Origin of the sequence: Mucilaginibacter sp. OAE612 (genome assembly GCF_041806395.1) — a bacterium.
Lineage (GTDB): Bacteria > Bacteroidota > Bacteroidia > Sphingobacteriales > Sphingobacteriaceae > Mucilaginibacter > Mucilaginibacter rubeus.
On sequence record NZ_JBGMUW010000001.1, the window covers coordinates 841,753 to 859,064 of the forward strand.

At 43.6% G+C, this 17,312-nt stretch carries 11 protein-coding genes; 6 read left to right on the forward strand and 5 right to left on the reverse strand.

Going from position 1 to position 17,312, the window contains the following annotated elements; translation table 11 throughout:
• Nucleotides 1–4: 4 nt before the first annotated feature.
• Together ABID99_RS03600 and ABID99_RS03605 are read left to right on the forward strand one after the other, a co-directional pair.
• Nucleotides 5–4,534, forward strand: a complete 4,530-nt coding sequence (locus ABID99_RS03600) for a fibronectin type III domain-containing protein (protein ID WP_373612887.1) — start codon at nt 5–7, stop codon at nt 4,532–4,534.
• Nucleotides 4,535–5,158: 624 nt separating this feature from the next.
• Nucleotides 5,159–5,443 (forward strand): hypothetical protein, encoded by a 285-nt coding sequence (locus ABID99_RS03605; protein ID WP_373612888.1) that lies wholly within the window; start codon nt 5,159–5,161, stop codon nt 5,441–5,443.
• A 131-nt stretch (nt 5,444–5,574) separates the two neighbouring features.
• Here the strand turns inward: ABID99_RS03605 and ABID99_RS03610 are convergent, their stop codons facing one another.
• The 3 genes from ABID99_RS03610 to ABID99_RS03620 form a co-directional block, all read right to left on the reverse strand.
• Nucleotides 5,575–6,516: an NAD(P)-dependent alcohol dehydrogenase gene (locus tag ABID99_RS03610; RefSeq protein WP_373612889.1), complete on the reverse strand. Its 942-nt coding sequence runs from the start codon at nt 6,514–6,516 to the stop codon at nt 5,575–5,577.
• Nucleotides 6,517–6,534: 18 nt separating this feature from the next.
• Nucleotides 6,535–7,605, reverse strand: coding sequence for an alkene reductase (locus tag ABID99_RS03615; protein ID WP_373612890.1), 1,071 nt, complete (start codon nt 7,603–7,605; stop codon nt 6,535–6,537).
• 78 nt (nt 7,606–7,683) lie between these two features.
• Nucleotides 7,684–8,667 carry an AraC family transcriptional regulator gene (locus tag ABID99_RS03620; RefSeq protein WP_090534044.1) on the reverse strand — a complete coding sequence of 328 codons (984 nt, stop codon included), beginning with the start codon at nt 8,665–8,667 and terminating at the stop codon, nt 7,684–7,686.
• A gap of 635 nt (nt 8,668–9,302) precedes the next feature.
• Between ABID99_RS03620 and ABID99_RS03625 the strand changes: the two genes are divergently transcribed.
• On the forward strand, nt 9,303–9,719 hold the full coding sequence (locus tag ABID99_RS03625; RefSeq protein ID WP_112657540.1) for a thioesterase family protein: 417 nt from the start codon (nt 9,303–9,305) through the stop codon (nt 9,717–9,719).
• A gap of 151 nt (nt 9,720–9,870) precedes the next feature.
• Here the strand turns inward: ABID99_RS03625 and ABID99_RS03630 are convergent, their stop codons facing one another.
• Nucleotides 9,871–10,266 (reverse strand): DoxX family protein, encoded by a 396-nt coding sequence (locus ABID99_RS03630; RefSeq protein WP_176622381.1) that lies wholly within the window; start codon nt 10,264–10,266, stop codon nt 9,871–9,873.
• Between the two features lie 415 nt (nt 10,267–10,681).
• Between ABID99_RS03630 and ABID99_RS03635 the strand changes: the two genes are divergently transcribed.
• Complete coding sequence (locus ABID99_RS03635; RefSeq protein WP_373612891.1) at nt 10,682–11,473, forward strand: alpha/beta hydrolase; 792 nt, start codon at nt 10,682–10,684, stop codon at nt 11,471–11,473.
• 567 nt (nt 11,474–12,040) lie between these two features.
• On the opposite strand, the gene ABID99_RS03640 is transcribed toward ABID99_RS03635, so the two are convergent.
• Nucleotides 12,041–13,099 (reverse strand): alpha/beta fold hydrolase, encoded by a 1,059-nt coding sequence (locus ABID99_RS03640; RefSeq protein ID WP_373612892.1) that lies wholly within the window; start codon nt 13,097–13,099, stop codon nt 12,041–12,043.
• A 328-nt stretch (nt 13,100–13,427) separates the two neighbouring features.
• Here ABID99_RS03640 and ABID99_RS03645 point away from each other — a divergent pair, with 328 nt between their 5' ends.
• Together ABID99_RS03645 and ABID99_RS03650 are read left to right on the forward strand one after the other, a co-directional pair.
• Nucleotides 13,428–15,719: a GH92 family glycosyl hydrolase gene (locus ABID99_RS03645; protein ID WP_373612893.1), complete on the forward strand. Its 2,292-nt coding sequence runs from the start codon at nt 13,428–13,430 to the stop codon at nt 15,717–15,719.
• Nucleotides 15,720–16,163: 444 nt separating this feature from the next.
• On the forward strand, nt 16,164–17,282 hold the full coding sequence (locus ABID99_RS03650) for a Gfo/Idh/MocA family protein (RefSeq protein WP_090534030.1): 1,119 nt from the start codon (nt 16,164–16,166) through the stop codon (nt 17,280–17,282).
• The last annotated feature ends 30 nt before the right edge of the window (nt 17,283–17,312 follow it).

Sequence of the window (17,312 nt, forward strand, 5' to 3'; positions counted from 1 at the left end):
AATTATGCCAAATACAACACCAATAACAGATGCTTATATCGACAGCATCATCAAGGCTAACGAAACCGGCAATAACAACCCGGACAAGACCCAGGGAAAAAGCTTACGTGAATTGGTTAAATTAATGCGTGACCATTTCGAACAGGCCTCCGGACAGGAAACTTTTAATACCATACAACCGGATGCAAACGGATTCTTACGGGTTACCGGAGGCATCGAGCAGGTTACAGCTACAAGGGATCTCCTGCTTGATGTTATTGACCGGGCTCCCGGAAAATCAGGTACCCTTTTTATTATACAGGATAACGCAGGGCAGCATAACGTAACATTGGCACCTAACAATAAAGGCCTGGCTACACCAGTTTCTATATTCAAAGGCACAATTACCAAAGTGGTATGGGAAAATCTGGCAGATTTCACTTCCTGGACGGCCGAAGTTGTAGTTGCAAGGGATGAGGTACAGGCCCCGGCGCCGATCACCGATCTGCAGGTTAATTTTGTTGACAGTGCGATTGTCCAGCTCCAATGGACGGCGCCGAGTGGCGACAGTGGTAAAAACAGTGTTGCGGACAACTACTCCGTCTATATCAGCAACGCACCGATAAACGACCTCGTTCATTTGCAATACTTGCCGGTATATCAAAATACCCTCGCACCCAAACGGCCCGGAAGTATCGAAACGCTGAACCTCGTCAATCTCGCTCCAAACTCGAAGTACTATGTGGTGGTTGTCGCGAATAAAACCAGCTATGGAAAAACGAATACGGGCCCGGCTTCCGGCATTGTTACATTTACTACGTTGCCCCTCATCGGTAATCAGGATTCCGACATACTTATTCCGATAGCCCCCGAACAGGTTACAGCCTATACAACTGCTTATGCGGTAGACGAGCAGACGGGTATCTTGCTGGATCATAAGCAACTTGTGGACTATCGTAATATTACATTCACGGGAGGTGTGCCGACCGGAACCCCTGAATTCAGGATGAGCATGATTCATACAGATGCTTTTAAGGGTTATTATAATCAGTTACAGGCTGTGTATTTTGACCTTAAAGGAACTTTTACGTTGAATAAAGTATGGGTTACCTTTACAGAAGGCGGCAATGACATGATTGTCGAAGTCAGCCAGGATGGAACCAATTGGCTGAGCGGGGGCAGATTGACCTTACCACCGAAAAATAAATTTGTAAGCTTTACTATTGCGCATCCGGAACACGTCAGGTTCTTCAGACTCTATATGGAATCTGGCGGTTCAAGTGCCAACTTCGGCGCATCTGTTGTACTGGCAGCGGGACGTTCAGAGACCGTAACGGAACCCTCCGGCGCAAAATATAAAAGAGCCACGCTGGATCTGACATTGAAAGAAAGGATAGGCACGAATGTATTGAGTATACAAGATCCTGTCAGAACAGGCAAATTATCTACCTTAACCAGGATCTACCTGAACCATGTGTTCTTCTTACCAAACGACACAGCCCATGGTGTACCGGCGACCGGCATAACATCACTTACAACCAACAATATTGACTACCGGTTTGCCGGCAACGTTCATATCATGCCGGATGGCTCGGCAGCAGACTTTGACTTACTGCTTCAGAACTTTAAAAATGCAGGCGTTGAACCGCTGGTGGCATTGGTAAGCGGGCCTGTATTTTTAGCTCCCGCCGGCACTTCTTTTGATGCCGCAAAAGTAAGAAAGCCTCTGGATCCCAATAAGAGCGACGTTAACCTTACCGATACATTAAATCCATTAAATTATAAGTTTATCGCCCAGTTTTACGGTCAGATCGCCGCAAGATGGGGATACGGCATGCCAATGCCCGACAGTTATTTCAGGCTGGGCAGTGATCAAACGATTAAAAAATCTCAGGGACTGGTCCGTTATTATGAAATCGGCTTGAATGAATGTGACGCCGCAAGCGCTGGCGGCAGTAGATATACGAATCCTGAGGAACTGGCCTGTTTGATCTCCGCCTGCTGGGATGGGCATAAAGGACTGCTGGGACCGGGCTTCGGAATTAAAGAAGTGGATCCGTCCGCTCAAATCTCCATGGCCGGTCTAACGGGAAATCAGATCGGATATATTCAGGCGATGTTCCGCTGGTGGGACGTCAACAGGGGGCCGGGGGACTATCCGATCAAGGCCATACAGCAGCATTTTTATAACACTTCCAAGGGCGGACAGGGTGTTTACGGCTTATATAACTTATTTTCCTATCCTCCGGAAATGGGTTATTTCCGAAACTACGTCAGGGATTACATCCAATGGCGAAACAGCACACCCAATATGAACAGTATTGAGTTTTGGATTGGTGAATATGGGTACGATGAGCATTACGGCAGTGCCTTCTCTCCGCAGGATCCCGACCTTGCTACCCGCGGGCTGCTGAAAGGCCTGTATATTATACGTGCTTTCCTTATGGCAGACCTGCTTCAGATAGACCGCTTTATCCAATATGCTTATTTTGGTTATGCCAAGCTTAGCGAGTTCCCTTTAACCACTCAGGAAATATACAGCAACTTTGCAACCTCAGGTTATGTTGACGGTAACGGCGCCACCTATAACGATCCCCCATTAACAGCTTACTGGTATGCAGTAGCTTTCAGAAATGCTATTGACGGCTATCGTTTCTCTCATGCCTGCATACTGAACGGGGTAACTCAGACCATGGATACGGTCATCAACAACGCCGATCCGGATTTATACTGTTTTGCTTACCGGCCTTTGGATACCAGTAAAAAATCCCTGCTGGTCATGTGGCTTGGCAGTCAGCATGAACGTTCGCTGTATGCGGATGTCATGGTAGAAATTGGGGATGTCAAGGTGAACGTTCTGGGATTTAAAGATATCCATTTATCACACTCCGAAAACGGCATCACAAGCTCTGTCAATAGCGACCTAACTGGAAACGCACGAAAAATCAGCCTGCAGATCTCTACCACACCTACATTTGTTTATACCAACGGCATTGGAACACCTTTATTGATTGATCCTGCGAATATCGTGATCCGCGCTGCGTCCAGTTCGCAATTGACATTATCCTGGAAAGATGCCAATATAGGTCAAAATCATACCAGGATATTCAGGAGCCTCCAGCAGGATGCCAATTTCACACTTATATTCGATGACTATATTGATAATGGAAAATTTGTAGATTCCGGTCTTGCTGAATACACGACCTATTTTTATAAAATTCAATTCGGACGGGATAATATAACCTCCAGCCTTTCGGCGGCTTATAGCGGTCAAACCTCAAAAGTGATTACCATTCCTGCTGGTTTTGCCATCAATAACAAAACACCAACGACGATATCACTGGGATGGTCATACAGTGTCAATGACACGGCTTATATTGACGGCTTTGAGATCCACCGTAGTTTGTCTGCCGCCGGTATTTACACCAAAATCGCCACGCTGCCTAAAAATGCTACAAATTATACTTACACAGATATCGGTCTGTCGCCGAACACTACCTATTACTATAAATTAAGGGCATACAAGGGTTTGGACGAAGGGGGCTTTACATTGGCCACAAGTGACACCACCGATCCAATTACGCAAACGCCACCTGAATTGCTTAGCATCGAGAGTAATTATGCCGGCGACCGGTTAACCCTGAAATTTAATATCCCGATGGCTGATCCGGCTGGTCAGCAGAATAATTTCACGGTCATCGATATCAATAACGGTGTAAACAATTTCATCAATGGTGTTTCTATGGCGCTTGACGCCGTAGATAACAAAATTATCCGAATCCTGTTAGCTTCAGTAATCCGGGACAAAACCGATGTCCTTAAAATCAGTTATGACGGGGTAAACGGTACCATTCGTTCTGTTTACGACATTAAGGTGTCTACTTTCAGCGAAAAAGTTATTGTGAACCGTTATCTTGACCCTTCGCTCCTGGTTAGGAAAATGCAGATCAATCTTAGTACAACTAATCATCCAAGTGGATTAAGCTCCTGGACAGATGTCAATTTATCTGTAAGATACGGCAACACCAGTAATTCGGTAACACCTGTGCGCGACATCAACAATGTTAATACCGGTTATAATTTTACGTTCATCGAATCTTATCCGGCCAGCCACCTGCAAAACATTGTCGATATAACAGGCACTACTGGAAATATCAGGGAAAGCGATCCGTTAAACGCGCTATTCCCTGTCAGTGTGAGGGCAACAAATGCTGAACTAGGCTCAAAACCGTTGATTTTTACGCTACTTAAGGTCGATCCATCGAAAATATATAATGTAACGACAACCGGCTGGGATTATGCCAGCGGAGGAGAGGACCTTTTAAAAATCACAGGTAACAACGGTACCGTGGCGGCATCATTTAAATCATCAGTAAACATCAATCAATTTGCAAGAATAAATAACTTGAAACCGACGCTACAAACGTTGCCCGCAACTTCCGGAACCATTGCAGATGGCTACGATACGGACAAAATCGTGTTCACATGCTACCTGATTGGGGATACCAAAACCGCGGTATGTGGCTTCATTATTGAAGAATGTATTGATAATTAATTTTCTTTCTGAATTTTTCAAAGTAAAAAAGCCGCCTCGTAATAACATTCAAGGCGGCTTTACGATTTAAAACGGGGGTATTCAACCCCATTGGATAAACCACACCTGATTGACCCCAATTGGCCAATTTCAAAATGACCACATTTAGTGCTTAAGTTCAATATTTTAGGAAAAGAAAGCAAATTGGCGAAGAGGGGGCAGTGCAATTGGTTTATCCACACAATTAACAATATATGTTTTATGTCGTAATATCCTCTAAAGCATCAATTTTTAACCCCGAATAAATAAATATTGGGTTTACATAGGCTTTTAAAAAATAGCTTTATGCGGCCTATTCTTTCAGTCGGAAATTGATGAGGCGGCAAAAATAAATGAGATTTGTAAATCAGGCTTACTTATTATTTTATCCTAAACTTATTTGCCGTTGACTATTGTTCTTATAGTCAATGGTTTGGCGTTTTAAATGGTGGAAATATGTATTTGCCAATACTAAAAGATATATTTTCAAGTTTTTTAGCAAATATCAATTATATATTATTATACTTGTGAAGATATGATCTGTGTAAATTCTATGCAAAAATATTTCAGTTTAGCCCTCATTTGTTTAACAATTTGTTCAACCTCTTGCAAAGGAACCAAAAAAAGGTTGTTACAGTTGATTCACGTGACTCAATAAGTAAGATCGCTCAGGCGGATCTCGCAAACAATCAACTTAAATATTTTTACCACAGCATAGCGGCACCAACGGCGGAATTAACAAATTTCCTTAAAGAGAAATGTTCGGTGACTGTTATTAGTGCCGGTGATGTGGCAAATAAAAATGACTCATTCTATAATGCTTTTGCAGATTCTGTTATAAAAGTAAAAACAGGAATGACGGTCGCTGAGATAAGCAAACAATTTAAATAATAAATATATATGAAAACAACAAACCTAAACGAATTATTGAATTCAAATGTTATTGCACTGGATGATCAGGCGCAAAATAACATAATCGGTGGCCTGCGAACAGTCATCATCCCCTATCGGTTTGACTTTTTTCAATTAACCCTGATTACTGATTTTCCGACGATGTGCGCTTTAGGAGCCTCAGCGTAAGCAGTTTTAAATGAATCAAAGGAATAAGCCTTGCTGACTAAGACAGAAAGTCCCACTTCTATATATCTTTTAAGTTCTTTTAAATATAGCTGCGAAGGTTTAAGCATGAGGACCTTATATTTTTGGGGTGAAAAAAGACTGATGAAAAAAGCGGAGACGATTTCTTTTGGCCCCGGAGCAGTATGCACATAGACAGAAGAAGTCTTCATAATCTTTTTTGCAACACTATAAGACATTTGATTAGACAGATCGATCACCACATCGTAAAGCTTTCCGGCTTTAAGAACATCTTCCTTGCGGTAGTTAATTACAAAATCACTGCCCCAATCTTTTGCTGCCTTTAAGCCACCATCACTTACAACGGCTGTAATGGTGGCTCCTTTCGTTTTGGCAATCTGTATGGCGAACATGCCTATTCCTCCGGAAGCACCATTGATCAGCACCTCCGAGCCGGTTTGAATATTGACTAAGGTATCGAACAGCTGGATCGCCGCAGAGCCTACCACCGGCGCGGCGGCCGCCTGCTCAAAAGAAATTCCCATGGGTTTAGTTGCAATATCTTTTTCCTCTGCAATAATATATTCAGCTAAAGCCGCCCCTTTAAAAACATCAAGCAGGCCGTATACTTCGTCTCCTTCTTTATAGTTTTTAATGGAACTACCGGTTGCCTCAACTATACCTGAAAAATCGATACCGGTGCCTCTTGGAAATTTGCTGCCTGACATTAATTTCATTTCGCCGTTTCTTATCTTCCAGTCCAGGGGATTGATGGAGACTGCTTTGACCTTGATCAGGATTGTTGTTTCACTGACCTCTGGAATAACTGTATCGGTCATTTCCAACACATCGGCGTTGCCGAATTTATGATAAACTATCTTTTTCATTTTTGATCTCTTATTGAATTAATTAAATAATACCGGATAATCTGTATAGCCTTTAGCGCCCGGTGTGTAAAGGGTGGTAAAGTCAGGGGCATTCAGTTCTGAGCCATGGATGATTCGCTGTTCCAGATCGGGATTGGCCAGGAATCCCCTACCAAATGCGATCAGGTCTGCATCTCCTTTATCCAGTTCGGCTTCAGCCCCTTCGGCAGTAAAGGTATTGCAGTAAATGAGCGTTCCTTCGAATTCGGTACGGATGGCGTTTAAGGTTTGTGCTGGAACCTGCGGGCTGAGACTGATGTGGATATAGGCCAGGCCGATCCGGTTAAACTCCCGGCTTAAATAAATGTATGTTTCCTCGGTTGTGTCTGCCTCATAAGCCTGCAGGTCGCCAAGGGTAGAGTTAGGCGAAATTCTTACACCTGTTTTTTCTTTACCTATCGCTTCTGCTACTTGTTCTGCAACTTCAATAGCAAATCTGGACCTGTTTTCAATACTTCCGCCATAAACATCGGTACGGTCATTAACGTTAGGGTTAAGGAATTGTTCGATCAGGTAGCCATTTGCAGCATGCAGTTCCACGCCGTCAAAACCCGCAGTTATTGCATTTTTTGCGGCGGTGACATACTGGCCAATCACCTCTTTTACCCCTTGTGTTGATAATACTACAGGCACAGGATAATCCTGCATACCTGCGTTATCGGTATACATTTGCCCCGCTGCCGGAATAGCAGACACACCAATCCCATGCGCACCTTCCGGCAGATTAGCCTGGTGGCCGATACGACCTGTATGCATCAGCTGCACAAATATTTTTGTATCGTTTTGGTGTACGGCACCGGTGGTTAATTTCCAGCCTTCAATTTGTTCATTGGAGAATATGCCGGGGATACGGGCATAACCAAGTCCTTCCGGTGCCGGAGCAGTCCCTTCGGTAATGATCAGTCCGGCCCCGCGGCGCTGGCTGTAATATTCGGCCATAAGCGCGTTAGGCAGGTTGTCAATAGCACGGCTGCGGGTCATGGGTGCCATCACTAAATGATTCTTTAATTTCAGTGCCTGGCTGGTATAGGGCATCAGTAACTTTTTCATATCGTTTGTTTTATTTGATAGGTCAAATGTCCGCAGGATATGACGGTTAAAATAGCGCCTCAAGCCCGAAAAATAGTCCTATCCGACAAGCGTGTATTTTTTGGGGGTGGTTCCAAAGTGTTTTTCGAAAAGCCGTGAGAAGTGGCTGAGGTTCGAAAACCCAAGCCGGTAACCAGCCTCAGAAACGGAGTAACCCGCATGTTTTAATAAAAAGCCGGCTTCCTGCATCCTTTCATTCTGGTAAAAGTTATAAATAGTATCGCCAAAGGTCTGCTTAAACAAATGCTTCATTTTTGTTTCGCTCAGGCCGGCATTGGCTGCAAGTTCGCTTAAATGAGGTGGCTGACCCAAGTCAGCCAGTACAGCAGTCCTGATCAGGTATAATTTATCTATATCAGCTTTGTTAACAGGACTTTGTTTGTCGCTGTCCCTTTCCAGCAGTTTATCAAACAACAGGTAGATCATCTCATGCGCCTTGTTACTATAAAACAGCTCGCTCAATTTATTTTGTTCGTTGATCTCCGAAACAAGCTTCAAAACCCTCGCCACATCCGGGTACATCTTTTCATGATAGAAGAATAGATTATCGCTATTTAAAATAGTTTCCAAAGGACCATTAACCTGGTCTACCCGCAGGATGTCGGAAAGCAATTGCCTCTTGATGCCGATGACACCAAAATAGACCTCGACATTGGCGGGAAAAATAGTTTCGGTGGATATAGCGGTGGAGGCGATTTGGATTGACGACCCATTCTTCTTTAAAAATTCTACCGCCGTTTCCCGGTCAATAGCAGATCCTGCAGGTAGCTCATTACTGTTGAATACAATGGAGATCAAATCACTGACTTCAGCGGGGGACTTACGCTTTAAATGAAATTCCTCTTTCAAAGTATAATGATGCAATACGAACTTAAAGCCGGGTGCTACATCAATCGCCTTAATGTGACCTTCGCCCATATGCGGCGGAATTTTCAGTTCATTCTTGAAAACGGGAATATTAAAATGGTTGCCAAAGCTTTTGACAAAATTAAAACCTGCCTGCACCGTAAATTCAAAAGTCATGTTTAAAAATATGGATTTTATATCTTAATGTTTTTAACAAGGTAGATAGCGACACGTTTTTTTTAAAGCCTAAATCCTCAACATTATTAATTAATTGAATTAGTCGGGCATTGTATATTTAAATTAAGGCTTAGGTATTCTATTATTTTACCCATCATATTTTGTTACACTCAGATTTTATTTAGTTCTCAACTATCAAAATCTAATTATTTCTTTTATTTTTTTGTGTCCGACTCGGACATTCCCGGAGTGATGTCCGGATCGTCATAATTAATTTACATCTATAACCACCCAAAAAAGCTGTTATGGAAATATTAACTTTTTGTAATTGATGTTTTGTATCAGTGCCTCGTTAGCTATTATATCAATAGTGCAACGCATCGCTAATGCGGTTATGGGATTGGAATCATTGATCTCCGATAAGAGCGCGGAATTGAATTACCTGTTTTCAATGAAATTAAGTCTAACAGTCAGAGGGTCGCTGGTTCGAGCCCAGCCTCAGGAGCAAAGCCTCACAAACATGTGGGGCTTTTTTATTTGATACAGCCCGGACTGATCCATTAAAATTCAGATCTCCCGTTTCCTGAAACCAAAAGGTTCAATAGCTTTGCAATCCAACAAAAAGGTTAATTATTATGGAATACTCAAAAACCTATATTGCAAAAGATGAGCATATAGATGTACAGGAGATCATGGATGGTTTATATTATCCGTTTTATATGGAATATTGCAGGCATGATTATATCAGGGAAATATTGGGGTTTGATTTTGAAACTGAAGCTAAAAACGGCATTTACATGGTACTGTCAAACTATAGCATCAGCTTTCTCAGATCACTAAAAAAGGGCGATGAATTTAAAGTTACCTGCACCTTGTATACTGATAAAGGGGGCTTGCCAAAGCTGCACTTTAAACAATCTATTATATGCAACAATAAGGTAATGACCAAAGCTGTATTTACGGGCACCTGTGTGCCGGCAACAGGCGGCAGACCGTATTTACCGGCCTCGGTATTGGAAAAAATAAAGGATGCCCCTGTTCTTGAAGATTAAGCGACCGGCAGAGCACCTGTCCCTGCCGGATAATTATGCGGCAGGGTAATATTATACAAAAGAGGCTACCTGTGGGATAGCCTCTTTTGGGATTGCTTAAAGCCTGAAATAAACCGATGTATTATGAACCGGCCTGCTGCAACTTAGTATTTTATGCAGCGGCAGGAGCTGTGTATGTGGCTGGATAAAGTTTACGGAACATCAGGTAGGTTACTGTTACCATGATAAATGCGACAATGGCATCTATAGTGGCAGGAAAACCGAGTACAGCGATTTTAGACAAAAAAGCAAATATAATATCGAAGAAAATACCTGCAAATACCCATTCTTTTAATCTAAGCAATCTGTTAGGTGTTAAAAGAACAGCTACTCCCGAAAGTTTAGCGACACCAAGGATATAAATAAAATGCGGAGGATAGCCCAGTTTTAAGGTGATATCCCACACAAACTGGTTTTTGGTCAGCTCGCCAAATCCGCTTGCTGCAAACCATAATGAAGTCAATGCTGTTCCTATCCAATAGATTGTTTTTACTGTTTTTGTTGTCATGATATGTAGTTTTGAGTTGTTTGATGGCTCAAAATTGTAGCAAAATCAACGGATATCTAACCACTTTCGGGATGAAGCAGACAAACCGAGCTGCCGGTCGGACAATCCAGGCCCCGACTTCCATATGTCATTGATGTAAACTGCTTCAATACGTTAATTAAAGCCTGCCTTAAAGTTTTCTATCCCTCAGATAATGATTGCAGCGATCCCGGTGACGGGCGTATAAACTAAACGCGACGGGGTCGGAAAGACGGATTTTTATTATGCTGTTAAATATTAACATGCAATGGCTGGTCCCAATTTTTTTAATGTTTGAAATGTCCGGTTCGGAGACTTCTTTGTCGGGTTAAGGCACTTTAGATCGGTATGCGGCAAGTTGAAAGATACTTTTGGGGGTAAATAAATACTTAACAAAATGAAAACTCAAATCAACATTACCAAACTAACAATAGCTGCTGCCGCAGTCTTTTTGTCTACTTTCAGCCCAAAAAACAGCTTGGCTCAAACTACACCTGCTGTAAAGAACATTGTGATAGTACACGGCGCTTTTGCCGATGCATCGGGATGGGAAGGCGTATATAAAATATTAAAAAAGGATGGATACAACGTAACTCTTGTGCAAAACCCGCTTACTTCGCTCAATGATGACGTTGCCGCAACCAATCGCGCCCTGGAAAAACAGGATGGCCCCGCGGTGCTGGTAGGGCATTCATGGGGCGGTTCGGTAATTACCGAAGCCGGCGTATCGCCCAAAGTAACAAGTTTGGTATATGTTGCGGCTTTTGCACCGGAAGTCGGCCAGTCGACCCTGGATGTTTATCAGTCGGGCCCGGCACTTGCTAAAAATGGTATCCTGCCTGCCGATAAAAATGGCCTGGTATATTTTGATAAAGCGCTCTTTCACGAATGTTTTGCAGCTGATTTGACTGAAGCGAAAGCAGATTTTATGTTTGATTCACAACAGCCGATTGTTGGCTCAAGCTTTGTAGCCCCATTAACACAGGCGGCCTGGAAAGCTAAACCAACTTATGGTATTGTAGCCACCATGGACAAAGCGATCAACCCCGAACTGGAACGTGCAATGTATAAACGTGCCGGTGCTGTAGTTACAGAGGTTAAAGGCAGTCACGTTATATTTATATCGCAGGCCGCCGCTGTGGCACGTGTAATTGAAGCTGCTGCAAAAAATGGTTCTGAAAAGAAATAAGTGATCTTATTTTAATTCATTTATTAAAAAGATGCAAAGGGGCGAACGTTTTAACGGTTGCCCCTTTTCCTGTTGAAGAGCGGTAGCCTTTGACATAATGCTGTTGAATGCCGCTACGAGTTCCACCAGGTTCTTCTGCAGATTTAAGGTAACCCATAAAGCCAGTCTGGTAAAATACATAACATGCCAAGCATTAGGTCAAACCCATAGAGGTTTACATGACGAAAATTCGTTTATATAGCCTGATGTCCTATCATAGACTCTCGAAGATTTAATTAGCTTATAAATAAAACGATCAGTTTCAAGCGATCAATTTGAGTTGCCGCCCGGCGGAATTCGGGCATTGAAGGGGGCTATTTCTGTAAACTTGACCCTTTGTAGGATTTGATTGCCGGTAACAGATTTTAATGAATAGAGCTCAACGATGATTGCACCAGAGGTGCAAAAGGGTTTTAGAAAGACAGACAGGTGTGAGCACCTGCTTTTAAGTAAACAAAAAACCAGGAAAGGAAATGCATTTTAACATTTCCTTTCCTGGTTACCGTGTTATTTAAAAAGAGGGGTTATTTATCTGGCAAAGCTTTCGGCCTCTATAATGGCGTCAGCAAAAGCTTTAGGGGCTTCCTGGGGCAAATTATGGCCTATGCCTCCGTTAATAGTATGATGTGCATATTTACCTTTAAAGCGCGCGGCATAATCAGCAGGCTTAGGGTGAGGAGCACCGTTGGAATCGCCTTCAAGGGTTACGGAAGGTACAGTTATAGGAGGCGCGGTTGCTAATTTTCTTTCCATGTCATCATATTTTGCCTCACCTTGGGCAAGGCCCAGGCGCCAGCGATAATTATGGATCACGATAGCAACATGGTCGGGGTTGTCAAAAGACGGGGCGGTTTGCGCGAAAGTAGCGTCGTCAAATTTCCACTTAGGTGATGCTGTTTCCCAAATGAGCCGGTTAAAGTCACGCCTGTTTGCCTCGTAGCCCAATTGGCCGCGCTCGGTACTAAAATAAAACTGGTACCACCATGATAGTTCTGCTTTGGGCGGCAATGGTTTTTTATTTGCTTCCTGGCTGCCTATCAGGTACCCGCTTACCGAAACCATTGCTTTGCAGCGCTCGGGCCATAATGCCGCCACGATATTTGCTGTACGCGCGCCCCAGTCAAACCCGCCAATAATTGCACGGTCTATTTTCAGGGCGTCCATCAGTGCGATAACATCGGTAGCTATTGCTGCCTGCTGCCCGTTCCTGAAAGTTTGTGCCGAAAGAAATTGTGTTGTGCCGTGGCCGCGCAAATGAGGCACAATAACCCTGTAACCGGCTTTGGCAAGTATGGCTGATACCTCAGTATAGCTATGTATATCATATGGCCATCCATGAAGCAGGATAACAGGCTGTCCGTTTGCCGGGCCGCTTTCCGCGTATCCAATATTAAGCAGGCCTGCATTTACCTGTTTGATCGAGTCGAAAGAGGCGGTAGAAAAAAGAGTATTGTTTTGTCGCGCCGGTGAATCTGCGTGTTTGGTTTCGGCTTTAAGTAAACCGAGACCGCCTAACTCTGCTGCTGCAACTGTTAATGCGGAGATACCCAGAAAGCGGCGACGGCTGAATGTTGTTTCGTTGTTCATTTTTTTCGGATTAGTTTGGTTAATAATTCGCTTTCAGATGCTTTCCTCATCATCGGGCATAACAAAAGTACACCGGCACCAGGATTATGGAAGTGGTTGATGCATGAACCGGACAAATGGTGACTTCAGTTAGACATATTCCCCGCCAGATTTGCCATTATCTGAAATAGTCGGAAGTGTCAGTGCTGGTTGGAAGGGAGTAACAACTAATCCTTACGGTTATCAGTATAGCCAGGTGTTTATACATCATTATTTTACTCGTGCATGTAACAATTAGCAATGATTGCTGTATTTTGCTGAAATTTTTTTGTTAATACGCTGTCCGAAAATGAAGTTCATCTCCAAAATTGCAAACCGGTTTATTTATATCATTTTCTTGTTATTTCCGTGGCCGGTTTTTGCCCAAAACCTGGTTAAATATGTACAGCCCATGGCCGGTACAGCTATTGCCACTACAGCTTCGGCACTAAAACATGGACAGGCGGCTGATACACGGTTTGCCAATACCATTCCCGCGGTTACTGCCCCCTTTGCCATGACACAATGGACACCCGAAACCGAGAGCGGCGAAACCAAGTGCGTACCTCCATACTATTATAAAGACAGCCTGTTCAACGGCCTCCGTGGTTCGCACTGGCTAAGCGGGTCATGCACACAGGACTATGGCAGCTTTACCATCATGCCCATCACAGGCAAGCTAAAAACAGCTCATTATAGTGCAGCATTTAAACATGTTGATGAACTGTCGTCTCCTCACGTTTATAGCGTCAATCTTAACCAATATAAAGTGAGTGCCGCGGTAACCTCTACGGAGCGTTGCGGCATGATGCAGTTTACCATGCAGCAGGCTGACAGCCTTTATTTATTGATCAAAGCCAATAGCGATTATCATGAAGGTTTTGTAAAAGTGGATAAACGAAAGGGCGAAATCTCAGGCTATAATCCTGCTCACCGTATTTACCAGGGATGGGGGAAAAGCGCAGGTTTCAGCGGTTTCTTTGTGATCAGGTTTGAACGGAGTTTAGGAAAAACGGGCACTTTTGCAGGCAATAAAATATTTATTGCAGATAGTATCAAAAACGATGCAGGTACAGGGATTTATGCCGGATTTAAGCTCAATAAAGACGAAAAGCTAACCATCAGGATAGGCACTTCGTTTACCAGTTTGGAAGGTGCCCGCAAAAACCTGGAGGCCGAAATGCCGGGATTTGATTTTGACAGGGTTGTAGAAAGCAGCAGGGTAAAATGGGAAAAGGCCTTAGGGCAAATCAACATCTCAACTAACGATGAGCAGGCTAAACGGATCTTTTATACCTCGTTTTACCATGCCATGCAGCATCCGCGTCTTTTTAATGATGTTGACGGCAGATACCCGCGTTTTGCCGGCGATTATCAAATGGAACAATTATCAGGCGGCAATTATTATGATGATTTTTCGATGTGGGATATTTACCGGGCACAGTTGCCGCTGTTTGAGATCCTGAACCCGTCTTTGATCAATAACCTGGCAAAATCACTGATCCTGAAAGGTAAACAGGGTGGCTGGATGCCAGTGTTCCCCTGCTGGAACAGCTATACATCCGAAATGATCGGCGATCATACGGCTTCTGTAATCAGTTCGGCATATTTAAAGGGGATCACTGATTTTGACGCTGAAGAAGCTTACCAAATTTTAAGGCATAACGCTTTTGAACTACCCGGCAATCGCGCCGATTATGTAGAAGGCAAAGGCCGCAGGGCGTTGGATAGTTATTTGAAATATCAATACATCCCGTTAGAAGATAGCGTACGCGATGCCTTTCATAAAATGGAACAGGTGAGCCGTACAATGGAGTATGCTTATGACGATTACGCGCTGGCGCAATTTGCAAAAGCTCAAAAAAAATCTGCCGATTATACCACGCTCACCGAACGGGCAAAATATTATGCCCATGTATTTGATGCTGCAAGTGGCTTTGTTCGCGGTAAACATGCTGATGGCACGTGGGTATCTCCCTTTGATCCTGATAAAAAGGCAACATATATTACAGAAGGTACCGCACGTCAATACACCTTTTATGTACCGCAGGATGTACCCGGTTTGGCAAAGTTGATGGGTGGAACGAAGAAACTGGAACAGTCGTTAGACAGCCTGTTTGAAAAAGGTGAATACTGGCATGGCAATGAGCCGGGGCACCAGATCCCTTTTATGTATAATTACACACCATCGCCATGGAAAACGCAAGCCGCTGTACGCAAGATCCTGGCTGCGGAATACAGTGATGGTCCAGGTGGTTTGGGAGGAAATGATGATGCCGGCCAAATGTCGGCCTGGTATCTGTTCGCTGCTATGGGTTTTTACCCGGTAAACCCGGTTTCGGGCGAGTACCTTTTGTGTTCACCTTTGTTTGATAGAATTGCTATCACGCTTCAAAATGGCAAAAAGTTCGAGATCATCTGTCATAAACCGGGCCCCAGATCAATGTATATCCGCTCGGTGAAATTGAATGGCAAAATAATGCCCAATAATTTTATCCGTTACAACGATATCAGCAACGGCGGCAAACTCGATATATATCTGAACGATCAACCGGGAAATAACTGGGCAGTTAAACCATTAAATCAACCTAAGGGTATGTGATATAATGGAGCTTAGCATCGGAAGGTATTTAAAAACAGATCGAACAAATGTAATGATGTATAAACCATATTTTAGGGGGGGCGCAGGGGCTGCGTTAGGGATAGAAGCGTAAAGCCCACAGCGCGGGTTAGGTTTGTGCGCAGGCAAGGCGAGGACTTGTAGCGGATAGCCCGGGCCGCAGGCAACGCCCATGTTATAAAATAGATTAAAAAAATACCTGATAATCAATAACTTATGATAGTTTCATTGTGGTGGGCAAAGCAATCCCAAACAATGAAGAGCTACTCTATAGGTCGGGCTGGGCTTCATTCCTCGCAATTACGATTTTCTTATTTGTTTTTAACTTCTTTTAGAAGGAGGCCCCTCATTCCCTGTAAAAATCAGATGACTTAAGTGTATTTTACCCGGAAATATGTAAATTGTCATAAACCAAAAAACATACCTATGAATTCTCGTCGTGATTTTTTACAAAAGTTGGGCTTATCGGCCCTGGCCCTGCAACTTGTACCACACTCAGGATGGGCAGCAGAAACAGATAAAACTGAACAGGTTTATGACGGTCCGGTATTACGTGTGGCCATTATGGGACTTGGAGGCTATGGAACCATAGTAGCAGAAGCTATGCGGAAATGTACCAAAGCTAAACTGGTTGGGGTAATTAGCGGAACCCCATCAAAAGTTAAAGCATGGCAAAGCAAATATGGCATCCCCGAAAAAAATTGCTACAACTATGAGAATTTCGACAACATCAAAAATAACCCCGATATCGACGCGGTATACGTTATTACACCCAACGGTTTGCACCGCGATTTTGTGATCAGGGTAGCTGCAGCCGGTAAACACGCTATATGCGAAAAGCCAATGGCCGTGAATGCCAAAGAGGGGCAGGAGATGGTTGATGCCTGTAAAAAGGCCAATGTAAAATTGTTGGTTGGCTACCGAATGCATTTTGAACCCAAAACGCTTGAAGTGATCAGGATGAGGCAAAACGGCGAGTTTGGGAAGATCAGGTTTTTTCAGGGGCAATGCGGGTTTACCATCGGCGATCCCACACAATGGCGGTTGAATAAAAAGCTTGCCGGTGGCGGCTCTATGATGGATATTGGGATCTATGCCATCAACGGATCACGCTATATGACCGGTGAAGAACCGATATGGGTTACCGCCCAGGAAACTAAAACCGATACGGTGAAATTTAAAGAAGGGGTTGATGAAACCATCCAGTTCCAGTTCGGCTTCCCAAGCGGCGCCGTTGCGTCTTGCCTGTCAACCTACAATATGAACAATCTCGACCGATTTTTTCTTGATGGAGAAAAAGGCTTTGCCGAAATGCAGCCTTCTACCGGCTACGGGCCAATTAAAGGCCGCACCCATTTGGGCGAGCTTAACCAGCCCATTACCACACACCAAACCGTGCAGATGGATGAAATGTGCGAGATTATATTTAATAATAAAAAGCCGGTAGTACCGGTAAACGGTGAAGAAGGAGTGAAAGACCTTAAAATTATTGATGCCATTTACCTTGCTGTTAAAACCGGGAAGAAGGTGGAGATAAGTGTTTAATATTGTTCAAAGGTAAAAACATACGTATGT

Bases quoted from the DNA above. Each gene is read 5' to 3' on its own strand.
- ABID99_RS03630 (WP_176622381.1), bottom strand. From the start codon at position 10,266: ATGACAACAAAAACAGTAAAAACAATCTATTGGATAGGAACAGCATTG.
- ABID99_RS03645 (WP_373612893.1), top strand. From the start codon at position 13,428: ATGAAGTTCATCTCCAAAATTGCAAACCGGTTTATTTATATCATTTTC.
- ABID99_RS03620 (WP_090534044.1), bottom strand. From the start codon at position 8,667: ATGACTTTTGAATTTACGGTGCAGGCAGGTTTTAATTTTGTCAAAAGC.
- ABID99_RS03610 (WP_373612889.1), bottom strand. From the start codon at position 6,516: ATGAAAAAGATAGTTTATCATAAATTCGGCAACGCCGATGTGTTGGAA.
- ABID99_RS03650 (WP_090534030.1), top strand. From the start codon at position 16,164: ATGAATTCTCGTCGTGATTTTTTACAAAAGTTGGGCTTATCGGCCCTG.
- ABID99_RS03635 (WP_373612891.1), top strand. From the start codon at position 10,682: ATGAAAACTCAAATCAACATTACCAAACTAACAATAGCTGCTGCCGCA.
- ABID99_RS03640 (WP_373612892.1), bottom strand. From the start codon at position 13,099: ATGAACAACGAAACAACATTCAGCCGTCGCCGCTTTCTGGGTATCTCC.
- ABID99_RS03625 (WP_112657540.1), top strand. From the start codon at position 9,303: ATGGAATACTCAAAAACCTATATTGCAAAAGATGAGCATATAGATGTA.
- ABID99_RS03615 (WP_373612890.1), bottom strand. From the start codon at position 7,605: ATGAAAAAGTTACTGATGCCCTATACCAGCCAGGCACTGAAATTAAAG.
- ABID99_RS03600 (WP_373612887.1), top strand. From the start codon at position 5: ATGCCAAATACAACACCAATAACAGATGCTTATATCGACAGCATCATC.